This window comes from Streptosporangium sp. NPDC004631, from assembly GCF_053601935.1.
Genome location: NZ_JBSGCR010000001.1, coordinates 24,333 through 41,886 on the forward strand (window position 1 = coordinate 24,333; position 17,554 = coordinate 41,886).

The window sequence follows — 17,554 nt, forward strand, 5'->3', positions numbered from 1 at the left end:
TGTGGGGGCGTCCAGATGCCGTACTCCATTACGAGCCTCGGTGTCGGCGGCGGGGTAGGGCGAGATGCTCGGTGACCTTGGCGAAGGCCTCGCTGCCGAGCTTGACGTGGCGCATGGCGGTGCGGGGGCTCTTGTGCCGGGTCTTGCCCATGATCAGCTGGAGGGGGACTTCGGCGTCGCCGAGGTGGGTGGCCGCGGAGTGCCGAAGCTGGTGGAGGTCCAGTCCGGCGTAGTGGTCGAGCAGGACGCGGGGACGTTCGTAGCCAAGGCGGGCGCGTCCGGTGTGGGGGCAGATATCGGCGGTCGCCGGGCGACACGTGGGGACGGGACAGCGTTCGGCGGTGTAGGCGCGGTGGGTGTCCGGATTCGAGAACCGGGCGGTGGACGGGAACGCCTCGGCGGCCCGCCGCTGGACAGTCCATGGGACCGAATCGGCGAGGGAACCGGCGCGGAGGCGTTGACCGGGGGTGACTGGACAGAGTTCATGCTCTGTCCAGTCAGCCCACAGTGCCGAGGCTCCACGGTCGTTCTCGGTGCTAACAGCTGCCCGCAGGCTCCTCCCCGGAGATGCTCGGCGCGGGTTTTCGTGCCGGTGCCCCCCAACCCCTTTTCCTGCCCGGCGCACCGAACACTCGGGGGATCTCAGGGGTCGGGTTCACCGGCGCGCGATCCGATCAAGAGATCCTGTCGAAGCGGAAGGACGTGCGTCCGGCACCATCGCTCCAGATGGCGGCGATGGTCGAAGCGCCGGCGGCGTTGACCCGCTGAGCCTGCAGCCGGATCGTGGTCGGCCCGGTCACGGTGATGCGCTCGCTGATCGGGGAGGTCGTGTTCTTGGCGATGGCCCCGGCGCCGGCCGCGGTGTAGTCGATGAGCTGGCTGAGGATCCGTTCGCTGTTGGGCACGACGGTGCCTGATGTGACGTTCCACAGACGGGCGACCATGTACGTGTTGACCGGGGGACCTGCCTGCAGCCGTGCCCGGACGTTCAGGTCGAGCGCGTAGGTACCGGCCACGGGCAGGGTGACCTGCAACCCGGTGTTGGCCCAGGTGCCGGACGCGGTGGGCTGCAGGTCGACGTTCGCGGGCAGATAGGTGATGCCAGAAGGCGCGAGCAGCTGGTAGCGGGTACCGGAGGCCGAAACCGGGGTTGTGGCCGACGCCGAGGTCGGCATCGTGCCGCCGACAGCCAGGACGGCGGCGCCGGCCGCCAGTGCCGCCAGGCGGATACGAGTGCGCATCAGGGGGATGACCTTTCTCGCGGGTGATGGGTGCCTCGCTGTGATCCCCACCCCTCCACATGACGCAACGTATCTTAGTGGTTACCATTTGCTATGAGGTGGACTGTCGGTAAGTGCTACATGTCGAGCCGTCCGGGCCTTTCCGGTCACTCATAGCTACTTTGCGCCTGGTCGCACGGGTCTGAGCGAAGGACCGCCGACGCCGGGCCTCGGAATTGGCCGCTCTCGGGCATGCTCAAGGGCGAGGGCGGGGCCTTGATCTGATGGAACTGCCGGAGTCCGTCATCGGGCTCCAGCACGAGGTCGCCGCGCCGGCCGCCGACGAACGGGTGCCACTCTGGCGACCTCGTGTAATCAGCTGTCGCCTGTTCGGCCGCGGTCGGGTTCGTGGTCGTCACGGGGAGACGTGCCTGTCACCGCGACTGCCTTTCCCTACCGTCCAACCGCCATCGAACGTACCCGCCACGCGAGCGGAGCCGGCCTGATTCCGCTCGCTCTCGCCGGGCCCGGTGCCGGACAACGGCCCTGATCACAGGGGGCCGGGATGCCCATCGGCGTAAGCGCTCATGAACAAGTACGCCGGAGGCCTTGTCGATTACTTGATCCGCCAGCGCCCGGTGAGCCGGGTTGATACGGCGTACGGCTTCCAAACCCCGGTTGGTGGCAACTGGGAGTTCAGCCCTGCGGTGCGCGGGGTTGGGGCGGTATTCGGCTCGCCGCCGGTCATCGCATCGACCTCCCGATAGAGGGCACCTCCGGCGTAGCCGGTCGCGGCATCCGCCCCGGAATACATCGATCCGGCTGGACAGATTATGTAGATCGGTCTAATTTAGCCGTATGGCTGTGAAGGGAGACCGGACGCGGGCGAGGCTGATCGACGCCGCGCGCACGCTGGTGGAGGCGCGGGGTTACTTCGGCGCGGGGCTCAACGAGGTGATCGAGGCGGGCAAGGCCCCCAGGGGCTCGCTGTACCACCATTTCCCCGGAGGCAAGGATCAGTTGATCGCGGAGGCCCTTGCCGTCTCCGGCCGGGAGATCGACACCCTGATCAGGAGCCTGGCGGACGGTGTCCCCAGCACCAGGGCGCTGATCGAGGCGGTGCTGGACGCGCTGGCCGACCGGATGGAGAGCGCCGGGTACGCGAAGGGGTGCCCCATCGCCACGGTTGCCTTGGACGTGGCGGCCACCAACGACGCGCTGCAGAAGGTCTGCGCGGACGCCTACGACGGCTGGCAGCGGACGCTGGCGGACCGCCTGGTCGCCGACGGCCATGCCCCCGGCCACGCCGAGGATCTGGCCTGTTCCCTGCTCGCCCTGATCGAGGGAGCGCTCGTCCTGGCCCGTGCCCGGCGCAGTCGAGAGCCCATAGAGCGGGCACGGCGTTCCGCGGGGGTTCTGCTCGGCGCCTGAGAGGCGCCCGGCGCCGTCTCGGCCAGGCGTGAGGGCCCTCGCATCCGCTTGGGCCAAGAATATGTAGATCGGTCTATAGGAGTGCTCATGGTGACGGAACCCGACACCCTCGTCGTCGGCGCGACCGGCTTCATCGGCCGATGGCTGACGGCGGAGTTGCTCGCCCGGGGACGGCAGGTCGCCGTGACCGTCCGGGGAGGCCCGGCCCGTGGTGCTGAACTGCGCGCCTGGCTACGTGAGCACGGCGTTGACGAACGGGCGCTCACCGTCGTCACGGCCGACATCACCCGGCCGGGGCTCGGACTCGTCACGGCCGGCCGGGACCGGCTGAGTTCCGTACAGGACGTCTTCAACGCCGCAGCCGTGTTCCGCTTCGGGCTGGGCCGCGAAGAGGCCCGGCGCGCCAATGTCGACGGTGCCCTGAACGTGCTGCGCTGGGCCGGTACACGCCCGCGTCTGCGGCGCCTGATCCACATATCCGGATACCGTGTGGGGGCGGAGACGCCCTCGTACCCCGCCCCCGAGAACGAGCTGACCAAGCTCTACCGGCGTCACGGCGCGTACGAGGCCTCAAAGCGCGAGGGTGACGCGGCGGTACGGGTCCTTGCCGCGGAAGAAGGGGTTCCCCTGACCGCGGTCCATCCCGCCACCGTGATCGGGCACTCGATCAGCGGCGAAGCCGGGCAGTACATCGGCCTGGCCGATGTGATCGAGAAATTGTGGACGGGACGGCTACCGGTGCTGGCCGGCTCCCGGCGCACGTTCGTCCCCGTGGTCACCGTCGATCACCTCGCCCGCTTCCTGGCCGCCGTACCCGAGCACGACCGTGAGCCCTACCGTGCTCATTGGGTCCTGGACGACGCCACTCCAGAACTGCCCGACCTGGTCGCGCTCCTGGCGCGGCATCTCGGCGTGCGCGAGCCACGCGCGGTCGCGCCGGTCGGCCTCGTACGACGGCTGCCTCGCGCGCTCACCGGGGTCGACCCCGAGACGCTGACCTTCTTGTCCGAGGATCGATACGACACCTCATCAGCCGACGCGCTGGCCAAGGCGGCCGGGCTGAGCCACCCACCCGTGCACGACGCACTGCGCCGCTGGAGTGACCGGCTCGTCACGGAACGGTTCGGTGCCGCCCAGCCGCCGCTGAAGGGTGGATTCCACCTGGTCGCGGGGGCTCGGACCCACCTCGCCGGTGATCGCGTTTCTCCGGGTTACGTCCTGCTGCACGGCCTGCCTCTCAACGCCGAAGCCTGGCAGGGCGTACTGCCCGAGTTGAACGACACCGCCCTGGTGGCGGACCTTCCCGGCCTTGGCCGCTCCTCCCGTTCCGCCGGCGACCCCGCCGACTGGCTCACCGAACTGCTGTCTCCCGTGCGGACCCGGCCGATCCTCGTCGGGCACTCGGCGGGCACCGCGCCCGCTCTGCGCTATGCGCACGCCCACCCGGAACGGGTCGCCGGTCTGGTCCTCGTCTCGCCCTACTTCCTCCAGCGGCGCGCCCGGTGGCATCTGCGGACACCGGCGCTCAGCGGCCCTCTGCTCCGGACGGCCTCAGCCCGGCGACTCGGCAAGGCGCTGCTCGGCTCCGAGGGCGCCGACCTCGCGCGGCGGCGATCGCTGGACGACGCGGTCGCGCAGTTGCGGCGGCCGGGCGTCGCCCGGCGCACCGCGCGATGGCTCAACCGGGCGCAACGTCAGGCCGAGCGCGCCGAGCTGCGAGAGCTGACAGCCACCTGCCCGGTGCCGGTCCACCTTGTCGCCGGTGAGTTCGACCCGCTCATCGGCGCCCCCCTTGATGTTGCGGTGACCGTCGTCGCCGGGGCCGGGCACCACCCGCAGCTCAGCCATCCCGTTCAAGTGGCCGCGGCCGTAAGAACGGGCGTTCGGCTCGGTTGACCCCGGGCGGCACGGGGGACCAGGGCGTAGGGGGTGTGCGGGCCGACGCCGAGGTGGGCGGCGGCGGTGACGGATTCACCACTCGGCCGAGGGGGAGGCCGGGACACGCCGGCAGGGTCAACGAGGGCCGCGGTCATGACACACCGCGGCCCTCGTTGATGGAATCGGCGGCCGCGGGTACGGCTGCCGCGACCGGGCGTCAGCCGCAGTTGGTCCGGCGTTTGCCGCCCTCGGTGCCGGTGATCCGGCCCATCCAGTCCACGCACCTGTTCGCCGCGGACAGGTAGATCGGGCCGGCGTAGCTGGTGTAGTTGCCACCGTCATAGACGTCCCAGTGGCTTCCGGCCGGGCTGATCGAAAGACCCGCCTCGACCAGCACGGCCGAACCCGCGGTGTTCCGCTTGGCGACCACGCAATTCTTCTGGGTGGAGGAGCTGTAGGTCAGGAACACCGTTCCCTTGTTGCCGATCGCGGCGGAGTTGACGACGCTGTAGCCGGATCCGCACTCGCCTCCGTAGGCCGCCGCGGCTGCGGGCGACGCCGTGGCGAGTGCCCCGGCGAGTGCGGTGACGGCGAACACCGCTGCGGCGGCGACCTTCTTGACGGGCGTCATATGGCCTTCCTTCTTCCTGATCGTTCCAGGCTCTTCGTTCGAATCAGCCGCAGTTGGTGCCGTAGCGGAACTGGGTGGCCGTGCCGATGGTGCCGCCCCAGTCGACACAATGACCCGCCGCCGACACGTAGACGGGCCCGGCATAGGTGGTGTAGTTGCCGCTGTCCCTGGTCCAGGTGGAGGTGGAGGAGCGCCTGAGGTACGCCTCCGTCAGCGTGGCGGCCCCGGGGTTCGTCCGTACGGTGACGACACAGTTCCGGCCGGTGGAGGAGCTGTAGGTCAGGAACACCGTCCCCCGGTTGTCGGGGAGGTTGAAGTGGTTGACGACGCCGTATCCGCTGCCGCACTGCGAACCGTAGGTGGCGGCGGACGCGGGGGCGGCCGTGACGATGGTCCCGGCGACGACGGCCGCGGCGGCACCGCCGATCAGTGCGGCCTTCGAGAGCGGTCTCTTCATGAAGTCCTCCTTGAATGCCCGTCGGTCGTCGGGTCAGCCGCAGTTGGTGTTCTCGCCACCGGCGTAGGAGCCGCTGATGGCCCCGCCCCAGGTGACGCACGACCCCTTGGCGTAGCGGTACACGGGTCCGGCGTAGGTGGTGTAGTTGCCCTCGTCCACGGCCCCCCAGGCCGGATCGGACTGCCGTGCGATGCCCGCGAACATATGGACGGCCGCGCCGGGGTTGTTGCGGATCGTGACGACGCAGTTGTTGCCGTTGGAGGAGTTGTATGTCAGGTAGACGGTGCCCTTACCGCTGATGGTCCGCTGGTTGACGACGCTGTATCCGCTGCCGCATTGCCCGCCGTAGGTGGCGGCGGACGCGGGAGCGGCCGTCACCAGTGTTCCCGCGGTCATCGCGGCCGCGACCAGTCCCGTCGCGGCGATCTTCTTCGAGACGCGCATCATCGCTCTTTCCCCCTTCGGTGCTGATTCCCCTGTAGATCCACACCGGAAACGGTAGGTCGGGTCTCGCCGACCAGAAAGGCGATCGGGCGCTGTTTCGGTGGTCGCCGAAAAACAGAGGTCACGGGGTCGTGATCCCCATGCCTCCTGGAGATCGACATCTCGCCCGCGTCTCGGCATACTGGTGTCCGGAGTCAGAAACCATGACCTCCCGGTGTTCGACGGCGATCCGTCTAGCCGGAGTTTTTCGCCTGGTGCGGGGCCACCCGGGGCGGCCCGGACGCCGGTGGGCGTGGACGAGAGAGGACTTTCACGGGGTTCGCCCCAGTTGGATCACGGCGGCCGACCGTGTGATCCGCTCCGTTCATGTGTTCTGGGGGAGAGTGAGACGGAACGCGAGATGCTGCGCATCCACTTTTCCTCCCAAGATTGGGAGCGGCTCCGCGTCGTCTCCAAACCCGATCCCATGTGGGAGATCGTCCTCAGCCTGTACATGCTGGGAGCGGCATCCGACGAACTGGTCTTCGGGCAGTGGCGACAGAGGGCGTTGGCCCGGATACCACCGGAGAGCAGAATACTTCTGGATGTCGTACCGTCCCAAGGTTATTCGCCGGACTTCCTCAGTCCTCTCGTCGGGGGAGAGGATCCGCGGGACGGGATCGACGCGGTTCTGAACACCCCGCGTCAGCGCATCGCCGAGGAGCTCGACCTGCGGTTCGGCGGAGGCTGGCGGCCGCCTTGGACGGACGCGCTGGCGCGGAAGGACGGCGCGGCCGTACGTACGCTGGGCAGGTCCATGCGCACCTACTTCGACGTGGCGCTGCGGCCGTATTGGGGCTACATCTCGCAGGTCGCCGAGCGCAGCGCCACATCGATCGGCGGCGCGGCGGAGGGGCCGGTGTCGGCGATCCTCCGCCTCAAGGATCAGCCGTCGGTCCGAAGAGCCCCCCGCACCACGGTGGAACTCGCCTACGGAAACGACCAGGACCTGGACCTGCGAGGCCGCGGCTTAGTGCTGATCCCCGCGTTCTTCTGCGCGATCAACCCCGTGACCTTCCACGACCCCTCCCTGCCGCCGGTGCTCCTGTACCCGGTCGGCCACAAGCCGGTCTCGTTTTTGACCCGGGCCGCCCAGGGAACAGGGCCGACCGAAGAGGTGCTGCGGCGTTTGTTCGGCCGCACGCGCGCCTCGGTTCTGCGGACGCTGAGCGACAAGATCTGCACGACGGGTGAACTCGCGAGAACCCTCGGCATCTCGATGGCCTCGGCGAGCGAGCACGCCTCACTCCTGCGCGCCGCCGGGCTCGTGGCCAGTGAGCGGCACGGCAACACCGTCCGGCACCGGCTCACGCCCCTTGGGCTGGAGTTCCTCTACCAGTCCAGATGACGGCCGCCCCGCCCGGGCGGCCGTCGTCCCGGAACTTTATGATCACGACGTTGATCCGGGCGGGAGTAGGTCCATGCGCCGGTGACCGTGGTGCCGTCGGCGCTGAACCTGTGATTCAGGCGTAGACGGACGCGAGCCACGCGCCCCAGGTCTGCTCGGCGGCGGTCTGGTCGATGTCGGCGAAGATGTGGTGGCCGGTCAGGATGACGCCGCCACCGCCGACGAACCGCAGCAGCGCGTCGTCGGTCCGCACGCCCAGGAAACCAGGGGCGAGCACCGTGTCGACCACGCCGTCGACAGTCTGGCCGCCGACCGTGAAGTGCACCTTGTCGCCCTCGCCAACCTGCTCCGACAGGCCCACGGCGCGGGTGAGGCCGGCCCAGACCAGGTCCTGGTCGGGCTGTTGCGGGCCGAACGCGGTGACCGGCACGGCGGTGCGGCCCGTGAAATGCTCCAGATACCGCGCGAGGGTCCGCAGGTAGAGCGGGTTGCCCTTGCGGAGCGCGTCGTACTCCGCCTCCCAGTCGCCGGCCAGAATGCCGCTGTGCACGAACCGCAGCGCGGTGCTGCCGCCGTCACGGCCCTCGATGAGGTATTCGACCGCCATGAACGCGCCGTCCTCGCCGGGTTCCGCGCGGTAGCCGAACCGGTGCGGCGGCTCCCAGGCGGTGACCGTGGACTCGCCGGTGAAGCCGGGCATCGTCATGGACGCGCTACCCCCCTCGCGAGGCTCGATCTCGTTCTTGCCCATGAACCACGAGTCGACGCCGGGGCCGGTCGCGATCGCCGCCCAGACCTGCTCGGGGGTGGCCTGGAGGTCGATGTCGTGGGTGAGGCGGAATTCATGCGACATTTCAGGACTCCTTGGTGTCGATGCTGCCCGCGTCGATCTGCGGTGCGGTGTCCGAGCGGAGGCTCGGGTGGATGGCGACGATGACCCGGTGGTCACGGCCGCCGGGGGCGTGCTCGTCGTGATAGCGGCTCACCAGGGCGGCGACCGCCGCGGTCAGCTCCTGGGCGAACGCGGCGCGATCGGCGGCCGAGGCGAACCGGACATTGCCATCGAGGGCAAACGTCGCGGTCGGCTTGCCCGCGCGGGCGGCGCCGGTGATCAGCGTGCCCACCTCCTTGACCAGCCGGGCCGCGACGGCGAGCAACCAGCGCGCGGAGAGCCGGTCGGGCGAGCGGGCCGGGTCGGGCTGGACCTCGGAGAGCGCCGACGGCGAGATCACGAACGACGCGGCGGTCGCCCGCAGCACCCGCTCGGTGACGTTGCCCTTGCGCCGCTCCTCGATCAGCTCCACGAGGCCGTGGGTCTCAAGGGTCTTCAGGTGATAGTTCACCTTCTGCCGGGACAGCCCGACGATCGCCGCCAGGCTGGTCGCCGAGTGCGGCTCCACCAGCAGTGCGAGCAAGCGCGCCCGGATCGGGTCGAGCGCCACCTCGGCGGCACCGGCCTCTTCGATTATCCCGACTTCGAACATGCCTTGACGATAGTTACCGACAACTTCTTTTGTCAATACAAAAGAAGTTGTCGGTGTGGGGCGGGCGCCGAACGTCGACGCGGCCCCTGCGGTTGCTGGAGGCCGTGCGGCCGGAAGCAGCGCCGCCCGCCCCGGCAGACCCGGGGTGCCGGATGCGGATCAGCCGTTGTACGGGGCGGCCGCCACGTCCAGGACCCAGGTCACGCCGAAGCGGTCGGTGAGCATGCCGTACAGGGGCGCCCACCGCGACGCCTCCAGGGGCTGCACCACTGTCGAGCCCTCTGCCAGCTTCTGCCACAGGACACCGATCTCGTCGGTATCGTCACCGCGCACGGAGACGAAGAACGGGTTGCTGCCCTGGTCCCAGGGCAGACGGGAGGGTACGTCGCAGGCCATGACGTGAAAGCCGTTGCCGCCCGCCACCTCGCCCCACACCACCCAGTCCGCCTCGTTCTCGTTCTGCGCGTTTCCCATGTCCTTGTACGTGACGGCGGCGACGCGCCCGCCGAAGACGGACCGGTAGTAGTCCAGCGCCACTCGCGCGTCGCCCCGGAAGTTCAGGTGGGTGGTGGTCGTAACGGACATGGTTTTCTCCTTGCTCGCGGTTCGGTGAGGCGCACCGCCGCAGCGATGAAACCTTGCGGGAAGCAACCTCGTGACCAGGGGCCATGGCCCCTCCGGCGGGTCGTGATACCAACCCTTCCACGGATAGCGGACAGGTTGCGTCCTGTACTGCGGGCAGAATGGGGAACATGCAGAAAACGTCCTCACGGCTGCTCTCGCTGCTCTCACTGCTCCAGACGCGGCGCGACTGGTCCGGTGACGACCTCGCCGAGCGGCTCGGCATCACCCCGCGCACGGTACGCCGCGACATCGACCGCCTACGGGAACTGGGCTACCCGATCCTCGCCTTCAAGGGACCCTCCGGCGGCTACCGCCTGGATGCCGGCTCCCAGCTGCCTCCGCTGCTGTTCGACGAGGACCAGGCCGTCGCCCTGGCCCTCGCCCTGCAGTCCGCGGCCACCAGCGGCACGATCGGCGAAGACGCCGCACGTGCCCTGTCCACCATCCGCCGGGTCATGCCGCCCCGTCTGCGTCAGCGCATCGACATACTGCAGATCACCGCCGTTCGGCCACCCGAGGGCGGCAACACCTCTGCGGCCGGCACGCGGCTCCTCGTGGAGCTGAGCCGCGTCATCCACACCCGTGAGGAGCTGCGCTTCGACTACGGGCACGACACCACCGGCTCCGCCGGGCAGCCCCGCCGGACACAGCCCCACCACCTGCTCACCTGGCGCGGCCACTGGTATCTGATCGCCTGGGACCTCGATCGCGGTGACTGGCGCACCTTTCGCGCCGACCGCATACGCCCCCGTACCCCGACCGGGCCGCGCTTCACCCCACGTGATCTGCCCGGCGACGACGTCACCGCGTTCTTCATCGGCCGATTCCGGGGAACCGACGGCTCTGCCTGCGACTGGCCCTGCCGCGGCGAGGTCGTCCTCAACCTCCCTGCCCAGGCCGTGGCCCCCTTCGCGCAGGACGGAATCGTCGAAGAACTCGGCCCCGGCCGCTGCCGCCTCACCCTCGGCTCCTGGTCGTGGACCGGCCTCGCCGCCATCATCGGCCGCTTCGACACCGATATCCACGTCATCGGTCCACCACAACTGACCAGCGCGTTCGCCCAGCTCGCCGCGCGCTATGCCAAGGCCGCAGGCACGCCGCCGCCGGCTCCACCCCCAAACGCCGGCACCTCACACTGAGGCATACCGTGCTCGCCGCCAACGAGCCGTCAACCGCTCGCCAGGAACGGGGCCCAGCTCAACCGCCAGGTCAGCTTGAGGGGACGAAGTACCACCATTGTTCGGTGAAGTTGAGCGTGCAAGCGCTTTCTGTAGCCCGACCATACGTGGATCGGCCCACCAGGCATTTGTTCCTCCTGTGATTTCGCAGTTCGAACGCATTGGGGTCCGACGTCGGATCGAATTTCCACCACTGATCGTCGAAGGTGTCGACGCAGTCGACTATCTTGGCGTCCGAGCCGTCCTCGCCGCTGGGAAAGGCCAGGCACTTGTTCCTGACCCGGTTTCGGAACCGGTAGTATCCGGCGAGCGGCAGCGCCTCGATCAGCCAGACCTGATCGGTGGAATTATCGGGGCAGTCCGCCGGCGAAACGAGATTGTCGGACCGCCCGGTGGGGCACTGTACGCGGCGATAATTGAGCAGGCGATAGGCGCCCGGCTCGGGCGCCTCGGCGTGCGCGACCCCGGGCGCGATCGGTGCGGCGACCGTGAGTGTAAGCGCCGGGATGGGCAATATGCGACGGAAGACATTCATGGCAGTCTACCTTTCCGGTAAGCCTCTGCGTGTGCCGATATCCTTTCCGCCGGCCCGCCATAATTACCGAATGCAGCAGTTCGCCCATCGTATGAGATGATGCGGGATGGTAAAGATCGCAAAGCGGAAGGAGATTTTAAACGTGACAGGATCCAGTGTCCCGCGCGGGAGATTTCAGGGATTAGCCTCGCGCTTTCGCGCGGGGTTTGGCGGTTCTGGTCGTTTACATGAGGAAAGCGCCTGTGAGTGAGTGTTCGAGAGTTGATCGCTGGCTATATCTGATGACCGGAGGAGACAGCGTGGACGCCTCGCCGACGCGAGGGGCGGGGGCCCGACGCCGTTTGACGAATCCCATGGGGACACCCCCGGCGATCGCCCGGGAGTACACATCCATCACGAAGGCACGTAGACCGGCTCGGTCGGCCGCCGGCATGACCTGAGGATCGCAGGCGTTCCGCGCCCGAGTGGGTAAGGGCTCCACATGACAGAACACACGGTGTACGGGGCCCGCGCCACCGCGCGTACCGCGTGAGGCCGGACAGTCATGGGAGCCATCCGGCGAGCGACGAGGAGGCTGCGGCGAAAGGCCGAACAGACCCCCGCAGACCGGGACCGCCATGTCGACCTGCTGCGTGCTGTCGCGATCGCCATCGTGGTGACCGGGCACTGGCTGGCCGTCCAGGTGACCTACGACGGCGCCCTGCGCGGGGCCAACGTCCTGGACATCGTGCCGTGGACCCACCCGCTGACCTGGCTGTTCCAGGTCATGCCGATCTTCTTCCTGGTCGGCGGCTTCGCCAACGCGGCCTCGCTCGCCTCCCACCGCCGCCACGGCGGCAACGCCGTCGGCTGGACGCTGCGCCGTACCGACCGGCTTGTGCGGCCCACCACCACGCTGCTGGCCGTGCTTACCACGGCCGCTCTGACGGCCGAGGCCGCGGGAGCCGATCCCGCCCTGATCGGCGCGGCGACCTGGCTGGCCGGGATCCCGTTGTGGTTCCTGACGGCGTATCTGGCCGTGGTGGTCCTTACCCCGCCGATGCACGCGCTCCACCGCCGCTACGGCCTGGCCGTGCCGATCGTGTTGGCCGCCCTGGTCGGAGCCGGTGACATGGCGAGGCTGACCTTGCGGATCCCGTACGCGAGTGAGGGTAACTTCCTGTTCGCCTGGCTGGCCGTCCACCAGCTCGGCTTCGCCTGGCAGGACGGGCGCCTGCCATCTCGGCGGTCCGTCGCGCTGCCCCTGGCCCTCCTCGGGCTGATCGCTCTGGTGGCGCTCACCGTGTTCGGTCCCTACCCGATCAGCATGGTCGGCGCGGCGGGGCAGGAGATCCAGAACACCTCGCCGCCCACCTTGGCCCTGCTGGCGCTGGCCACGGCCCAGACCGGGCTCGCGCTGCTGCTCCACGGCCCGGCCAACCGGTGGCTACGCGGCATACGCCCGTGGACGGCCGTCGTCGCGGTCAACTCGGTCGTCATGACCCTGTTCCTGTGGCACATGACCGCCGTCGTGCTCGGCGTACTGGCCTTGTATCCGACCGGACTGCTCCCGCAGCCTCCTGCGGGGTCCGTCCCCTGGTTGCTGCTGCGCCTGCCCTGGCTCGCCGTCCTGGCATTGATCCTCGGCGTGCTGGTCGCGGTGTTCGGGCCGGTCGAACGGCGTACCGGCCCGCGCCCCCGGCCGGGAAGCGGCGCCTGCGCCCTCACCGCCATCGGCGTGACCGGCGTGCTGGCCGGACTCCTGGGCATCGCCTTGGCCGGTCCGGGACACCATGGTCCCGCCGGTCTTCCCACGGCGGCGCTGGCCGCCTACTTCGCCGGAGCCGCCCTCTTGCGGTTCGCCCGCCTGAGGCGAGGCGGACCCTCCGGTGGCCGGGCGGATCGGTCTGCGGCCAAGCGGTAACGTAGCCGGGTGGTGGCACGTCCGCACCGATCACCGCTGGCCTGTCGCCGCCGGCTATGGGCTGGCGGACGCGCGCGGGCGGCCGGCGAACGCACCCCGCGCCCCGTCCTGCCGCCCAGCCGCAACCCATGCATGGCGTGGGGTGTGGGGCGCCACCATCGGCCTGGTCACCTGTTTCGCCCCGCACGACGGCATCCCCGCCGCAGCGCCCGCCGCGTGGTGAGAGAACTCGTCTCACGGTGTCCGCGAGGGCCTCGGTCAGGTGCCGACGTAGGCCGCGAGGTGCTCGCCGGTGAGGGTGGAGCGGGCGGCGACGAGGTCGGCGGGGGTGCCCTCGAAGACGATCCGGCCGCCGTCGTGGCCGGCGCCGGGGCCGAGGTCGATGATCCAGTCGGCATGCGCCATGACCGCCTGGTGGTGCTCGATGACGATGACCGACTTGCCGGAGTCGACGAGCCGGTCGAGCAGGCCGAGCAACTGCTCGACGTCGGCGAGGTGGAGGCCGGCGGTCGGCTCGTCGAGGACGTAGACGCCGCCCTTCTCGGCCATGTGGGCGGCCAGTTTGAGCCGCTGCCGCTCACCACCGGACAGTGTGGTGAGCGGCTGGCCGAGGCTGAGGTAGCCGAGCCCGACGTCGGCGAGCCGGTCGAGAATGGCGTGCGCGGCCGGTATGCGCGCCTCGCCGGCGCCGAAGAACTCCTCGGCCTCGGTCACCGACATCGCGAGTACCTCGCTGATGTCGCGGCCGCCGAGGTGATGGTCCAGCACCGATGCCTGGAACCGCTTCCCCTCGCACTCCTCGCAGGTGGTGGCGACGCCGGCCATCATCGCCAGGTCGGTGTAGATGACGCCGGCGCCGTTGCAGTTGGGGCAGGCGCCCTCGGAGTTGGCGCTGAACAGCGCCGGCTTCACGCCGTTGGCCTTCGCGAACGCCTTGCGGATCGGGTCGAGCAGTCCGGTGTACGTCGCCGGGTTGCTCCGCCGCGAGCCGCGGATCGCGCCCTGGCCGATCGACACCACACCCGCGCCGGCGGGGATCGACCCGTGCACGAGCGAGCTCTTGCCGGAGCCGGCGACGCCGGTGACGACGACGAGCACCCCGAGCGGGATGTCGACGTCGACGTCGCACAGGTTGTGCGCCGTCGCGCCGCGGATCTCCAGCGTGCCGGTGGGCGTCCGCACCGTCTCCTTGACGGCGGCCCGGTCGTCGAGGTGACGGCCGGTGAGGGTGTCGCCGGCCCGCAGCCTCTCGACGGTGCCCTCGAAGCAGACGGTGCCGCCCGCCGTACCGGCGCCGGGGCCGAGATCGACGACGTGGTCGGCGATCGCGATCGTCTCCGGCTTGTGCTCCACGACGAGCACCGTGTTGCCCTTGTCCCGAAGCCGCAGGAGCAGGTCGTTCATCCGCTGGATGTCATGGGGGTGCAGACCCGTGGTGGGCTCGTCGAAGACGTAGGTGACGTCGGTGAGCGAGGAGCCGAGGTGGCGGATCATCTTGACGCGCTGCGCCTCGCCGCCCGACAGCGTGCCCGACGGCCGGTCGAGCGAGAGATAGCCCAGCCCGATCTCCACGAACGAGTCGAGCGTCTGCTGCAGCGTCGCGAGCAGCGGCGCCACCGACGGCTCGCCGACGCCGCGGACCCATTCGGCCAGATCGCTGATCTGCATCGCGCACGCATCGGCGATGTTGATCCCGCCGATCCGCGACGACCGGGCCGCCTCGTTGAGCCGGCCGCCGCCGCACTCGGGGCAGGCGGTGAAGGTGACCGCCCGGTCCACGAACGCCCGGATATGCGGCTGCATCGCCTCCCGGTCCTTGGAGAGGAACGACTTCTGGACCCTCGGGATCAGCCCCTCGTAGGTGAGGTTGACGCCGTTGACCTTCACCTTGGTCGGCCCGCGGTGAAGGAAGTCGTACAGCTCGGTCTCGGTGTAGTCGCGGATCGGCTTGTTCAGGTCGAGGAAGCCCGACTCGGTGAAGATCCGCACTGTCCCCCAGCCGTCCGCCTTGTAGCCGGGGACGGTGATCGCGCCCTCGGCGAGCGACTTGGAGTCGTCGAAGAGCTGGGTGAGGTCGATGTCGGTGACGCTGCCCATGCCCTCGCAGCGCGGGCAGGCGCCGGCGGGCAGGTTGAAGCTGTAGTGGAACGACGGCCCGGCACTCGGCTCGCCGAGCCGGCTGAAGACGATCCGCAGCATCGCGTTGGCGTCGGTGGCGGTGCCGACGGTGGAGCGGGAGTTGGCGCCCATCCGCTCCTGGTCGACGATGATCGCCGTTGTCAGCCCCTCCAGCAGGTCGACCTCCGGCCGCGCCAGCGTCGGCATGAAGCCCTGCACGAAGGTGCTGTAAGTCTCGTTGATCAGCCGCTGCGACTCCGCGGCGATCGTGCCGAACACCAGAGAGCTCTTGCCCGAGCCGGAGACGCCGGTGAACACCGTCAGCCGGCGCTTCGGGATCTCGACGCTGACGTCCTTGAGGTTGTTCTCGCGCGCGCCCTGCACGCGGATCAGATCGTGGCTGTCGGCAACGTGCGGCGCAGGCGACCGCGTGTCCGTCCTCGTGACCATGCTCATCGTGTCTCCATCTGTTGGTTACGCGGGGCCGCCTTCGCGGTCTCCATCGGCGTCGCCTGGTTTGATCTGACCAGCTTCGACCAGCACACGGCTCACGGCAATTCGGTTGCGATACACGACAGCGCACACGTACTCTTCCCGCAACGCGTTGACGGAGACGAGTAGTCACCGACCGGGGCGGGTAGGAGAGAGCCGCCGGCAGCTGCGAAGGCGGACCTGCCCCCGGTGACGAAGACCCTCCCGAGTGCGGGGAGGAACGGCGTCCGCGCCCGATGCCCCGCCGGCCGGCCCCCGTCACCGGGCCCTTTGAGGCCGCCGTCGTACGGCGGCGAAAGTGCGGTGGCACCGCGAGTTCCCTTCTCGCCCGCACTCCCAAGGGATCACCACTCACTGACCAGAGGTTTGTGATGATCTCCACATCCACATCCACATCCGCTTCACCCGTCCGCCGGACCCTGGCCGCGGAGCTTCCGCGACGGATCGGCCGGCAGGTCACCGTCCAGGGATGGCTCCACCGCAGGCGAACTCTGAAATCCGTGGCCTTCCTCATCCTGCGGGACCGCTCCGGCCTGGCCCAGGCCGTGGTCACCGACCCTGAGGCCATGACCATGGTCGGCGGCTACCCCGAAGAGACCGTCCTGCAGATCACCGGGACCGTGACCGCCAGCCCCCAGGCCCCCGGGGGAGCCGAAGTGACCTCCCCGGCGGTGACCGCACTGTCGGGGCCGGCCGCGGCCCCGCCGTTCGACCTCTACCGCCCCGCGGTGCCGGCCACGCTGCCGACCATCCTCGACCACGCCCCGGTCGCCCTGCGGCATCCGCTGCTGCGGGCCCCCCACGCCATCTCCGCGGCCTCGGTGACGGGCTTTCGAACGGCGCTGGACGCGCTCGGTTTCACCGAGATCCACACGCCCAAGGTGGTGGCCTCGGCGACCGAGTCCGGCGCCGACGTCTTCGCGATCGACTGGTTCGGCACCCACGCCTACCTGGCCCAGTCCCCGCAGTTCTTCAAACAGGCCATGGTCGGCGTCTTCGAACGCGTCTACGAGACCGGCCCGGTCTTCCGGGCCGAGCCCCACGACACCGCACGACACCTGGCCCAGTACACCTCGCTGGACGCCGAACTCGGCTTCATCACCGACCACCGGGAGGTGATGGCCGTGCTGCGCGAGGTTCTCGCCGGCATGACGGCCGCCGTCGAACACCACGCCGGCGAGGCGTGCGCGCTGCTGGGCGTCGAACCACCCGACGTCCCGAACCGGATCCCCGAGATCCACTTCACCCGGGCCCAGGAACTCCTCGCCGCCCACACCGGCGAAGACCCCCGGGGCGAGCCGGACCTCGCCCCGGCCCACGAACGCCTGCTGTCGCAGTGGGCGCTGCGCGAGCACGGCAGCGAGTTCCTGTTCGTCACCGGCTATCCGATGGCCAAACGCCCCTTCTACACCCACCCCGAGCCCGGCAGACCGCAGTACTCCAACAGCTTCGACCTGCTCTTCCGCGGCCTGGAGCTGGTCACCGGAGGCCAGCGCCTGCACCGTTACGAGGACTACCTCGCGGCCCTGGCGGCCCGCGGGGAATCGCCCGAGCCGTACGCCGGCTATCTGGCGGCCTTCCGGCACGGCATGCCCCCGCACGGCGGCTTCGCCCTCGGCCTGGAACGGTGGACCGCCCGGCTGACCAGGGCCGACAACATCCGCCGCACCACCTTGTTCCCGCGTGACCTTCACCGCCTGACCCCGTAACGATCCCGTGGCGCGGCCGTTCCCTCCCCGGCGGCCGCGGCCGGGGTCTCAGCGTCGGTGTCG

General features: G+C 69.6%; 16 protein-coding genes. 6 read left to right on the forward strand and 10 right to left on the reverse strand.

What is annotated here, in order from left to right:
* Positions 1 to 28: 28 nt before the first annotated feature.
* Both ACWEF2_RS00105 and ACWEF2_RS00110 read right to left on the reverse strand, forming a co-directional pair.
* Positions 29 to 151 carry a hypothetical protein gene (locus ACWEF2_RS00105; protein ID WP_453810777.1) on the reverse strand — a complete coding sequence of 41 codons (123 nt, stop codon included), beginning with the start codon at positions 149 to 151 and terminating at the stop codon, positions 29 to 31.
* Between the two features lie 523 nt (positions 152 to 674).
* Positions 675 to 1,241, reverse strand: coding sequence for a hypothetical protein (locus ACWEF2_RS00110; RefSeq protein ID WP_453810778.1), 567 nt, complete (start codon positions 1,239 to 1,241; stop codon positions 675 to 677).
* Positions 1,242 to 2,078: 837 nt separating this feature from the next.
* On the opposite strand from ACWEF2_RS00110, the gene ACWEF2_RS00115 reads away from it, so the two are divergent.
* Positions 2,079 to 2,651, forward strand: coding sequence for a TetR/AcrR family transcriptional regulator (locus ACWEF2_RS00115; protein WP_453810779.1), 573 nt, complete (start codon positions 2,079 to 2,081; stop codon positions 2,649 to 2,651).
* An 87-nt stretch (positions 2,652 to 2,738) separates the two neighbouring features.
* Positions 2,739 to 4,547, forward strand: a complete 1,809-nt coding sequence (locus ACWEF2_RS00120; RefSeq protein WP_453810780.1) for an alpha/beta fold hydrolase — start codon at positions 2,739 to 2,741, stop codon at positions 4,545 to 4,547.
* A gap of 199 nt (positions 4,548 to 4,746) precedes the next feature.
* Here ACWEF2_RS00120 and ACWEF2_RS00125 read toward each other — a convergent pair whose 3' ends face one another.
* Genes ACWEF2_RS00125 through ACWEF2_RS00135 form a run of 3 tightly spaced genes read right to left on the reverse strand, consistent with a single transcriptional unit; the run spans position 4,747 to position 6,061 of the window.
* Positions 4,747 to 5,160 carry a spore-associated protein A gene (locus ACWEF2_RS00125; RefSeq protein ID WP_453810781.1) on the reverse strand — a complete coding sequence of 138 codons (414 nt, stop codon included), beginning with the start codon at positions 5,158 to 5,160 and terminating at the stop codon, positions 4,747 to 4,749.
* Between the two features lie 43 nt (positions 5,161 to 5,203).
* Complete coding sequence (locus ACWEF2_RS00130; protein ID WP_453810782.1) at positions 5,204 to 5,617, reverse strand: spore-associated protein A; 414 nt, start codon at positions 5,615 to 5,617, stop codon at positions 5,204 to 5,206.
* A gap of 33 nt (positions 5,618 to 5,650) precedes the next feature.
* Positions 5,651 to 6,061: a spore-associated protein A gene (locus ACWEF2_RS00135; RefSeq protein ID WP_453810783.1), complete on the reverse strand. Its 411-nt coding sequence runs from the start codon at positions 6,059 to 6,061 to the stop codon at positions 5,651 to 5,653.
* A 400-nt stretch (positions 6,062 to 6,461) separates the two neighbouring features.
* Between ACWEF2_RS00135 and ACWEF2_RS00140 the strand changes: the two genes are divergently transcribed.
* Positions 6,462 to 7,448 carry an ArsR/SmtB family transcription factor gene (locus ACWEF2_RS00140; protein WP_453810784.1) on the forward strand — a complete coding sequence of 329 codons (987 nt, stop codon included), beginning with the start codon at positions 6,462 to 6,464 and terminating at the stop codon, positions 7,446 to 7,448.
* Between the two features lie 115 nt (positions 7,449 to 7,563).
* Here ACWEF2_RS00140 and ACWEF2_RS00145 read toward each other — a convergent pair whose 3' ends face one another.
* The 3 genes from ACWEF2_RS00145 to ACWEF2_RS00155 all read right to left on the reverse strand — a co-directional run bounded on the left by ACWEF2_RS00145 (position 7,564) and on the right by ACWEF2_RS00155 (position 9,517).
* On the reverse strand, positions 7,564 to 8,301 hold the full coding sequence (locus ACWEF2_RS00145) for an SRPBCC family protein (RefSeq protein ID WP_453810785.1): 738 nt from the start codon (positions 8,299 to 8,301) through the stop codon (positions 7,564 to 7,566).
* A gap of 1 nt (position 8,302) precedes the next feature.
* On the reverse strand, positions 8,303 to 8,932 hold the full coding sequence (locus ACWEF2_RS00150; RefSeq protein ID WP_453810786.1) for an ArsR/SmtB family transcription factor: 630 nt from the start codon (positions 8,930 to 8,932) through the stop codon (positions 8,303 to 8,305).
* A 159-nt stretch (positions 8,933 to 9,091) separates the two neighbouring features.
* Positions 9,092 to 9,517: a VOC family protein gene (locus tag ACWEF2_RS00155; protein ID WP_453810787.1), complete on the reverse strand. Its 426-nt coding sequence runs from the start codon at positions 9,515 to 9,517 to the stop codon at positions 9,092 to 9,094.
* Positions 9,518 to 9,684: 167 nt separating this feature from the next.
* Between ACWEF2_RS00155 and ACWEF2_RS00160 the strand changes: the two genes are divergently transcribed.
* On the forward strand, positions 9,685 to 10,695 hold the full coding sequence (locus ACWEF2_RS00160; RefSeq protein ID WP_453810788.1) for a helix-turn-helix transcriptional regulator: 1,011 nt from the start codon (positions 9,685 to 9,687) through the stop codon (positions 10,693 to 10,695).
* Positions 10,696 to 10,765: 70 nt separating this feature from the next.
* Here the strand turns inward: ACWEF2_RS00160 and ACWEF2_RS00165 are convergent, their stop codons facing one another.
* Positions 10,766 to 11,269, reverse strand: a complete 504-nt coding sequence (locus ACWEF2_RS00165) for an RICIN domain-containing protein (protein WP_453810789.1) — start codon at positions 11,267 to 11,269, stop codon at positions 10,766 to 10,768.
* Positions 11,270 to 11,813: 544 nt separating this feature from the next.
* Here ACWEF2_RS00165 and ACWEF2_RS00170 point away from each other — a divergent pair.
* On the forward strand, positions 11,814 to 13,172 hold the full coding sequence (locus ACWEF2_RS00170) for an acyltransferase family protein (protein WP_453810790.1): 1,359 nt from the start codon (positions 11,814 to 11,816) through the stop codon (positions 13,170 to 13,172).
* Between the two features lie 258 nt (positions 13,173 to 13,430).
* On the opposite strand, the gene ACWEF2_RS00175 is transcribed toward ACWEF2_RS00170, so the two are convergent.
* A complete protein-coding gene (locus ACWEF2_RS00175; protein ID WP_453811074.1) occupies positions 13,431 to 15,740 on the reverse strand; it encodes an ATP-binding cassette domain-containing protein in 2,310 nt (769 codons plus the stop codon).
* 413 nt (positions 15,741 to 16,153) lie between these two features.
* Here ACWEF2_RS00175 and aspS point away from each other — a divergent pair, with 413 nt between their 5' ends.
* Positions 16,154 to 17,491, forward strand: coding sequence for an aspartate--tRNA(Asn) ligase (aspS, locus tag ACWEF2_RS00180; RefSeq protein WP_453810791.1), 1,338 nt, complete (start codon positions 16,154 to 16,156; stop codon positions 17,489 to 17,491).
* Positions 17,492 to 17,554: the final 63 nt, after the last annotated feature.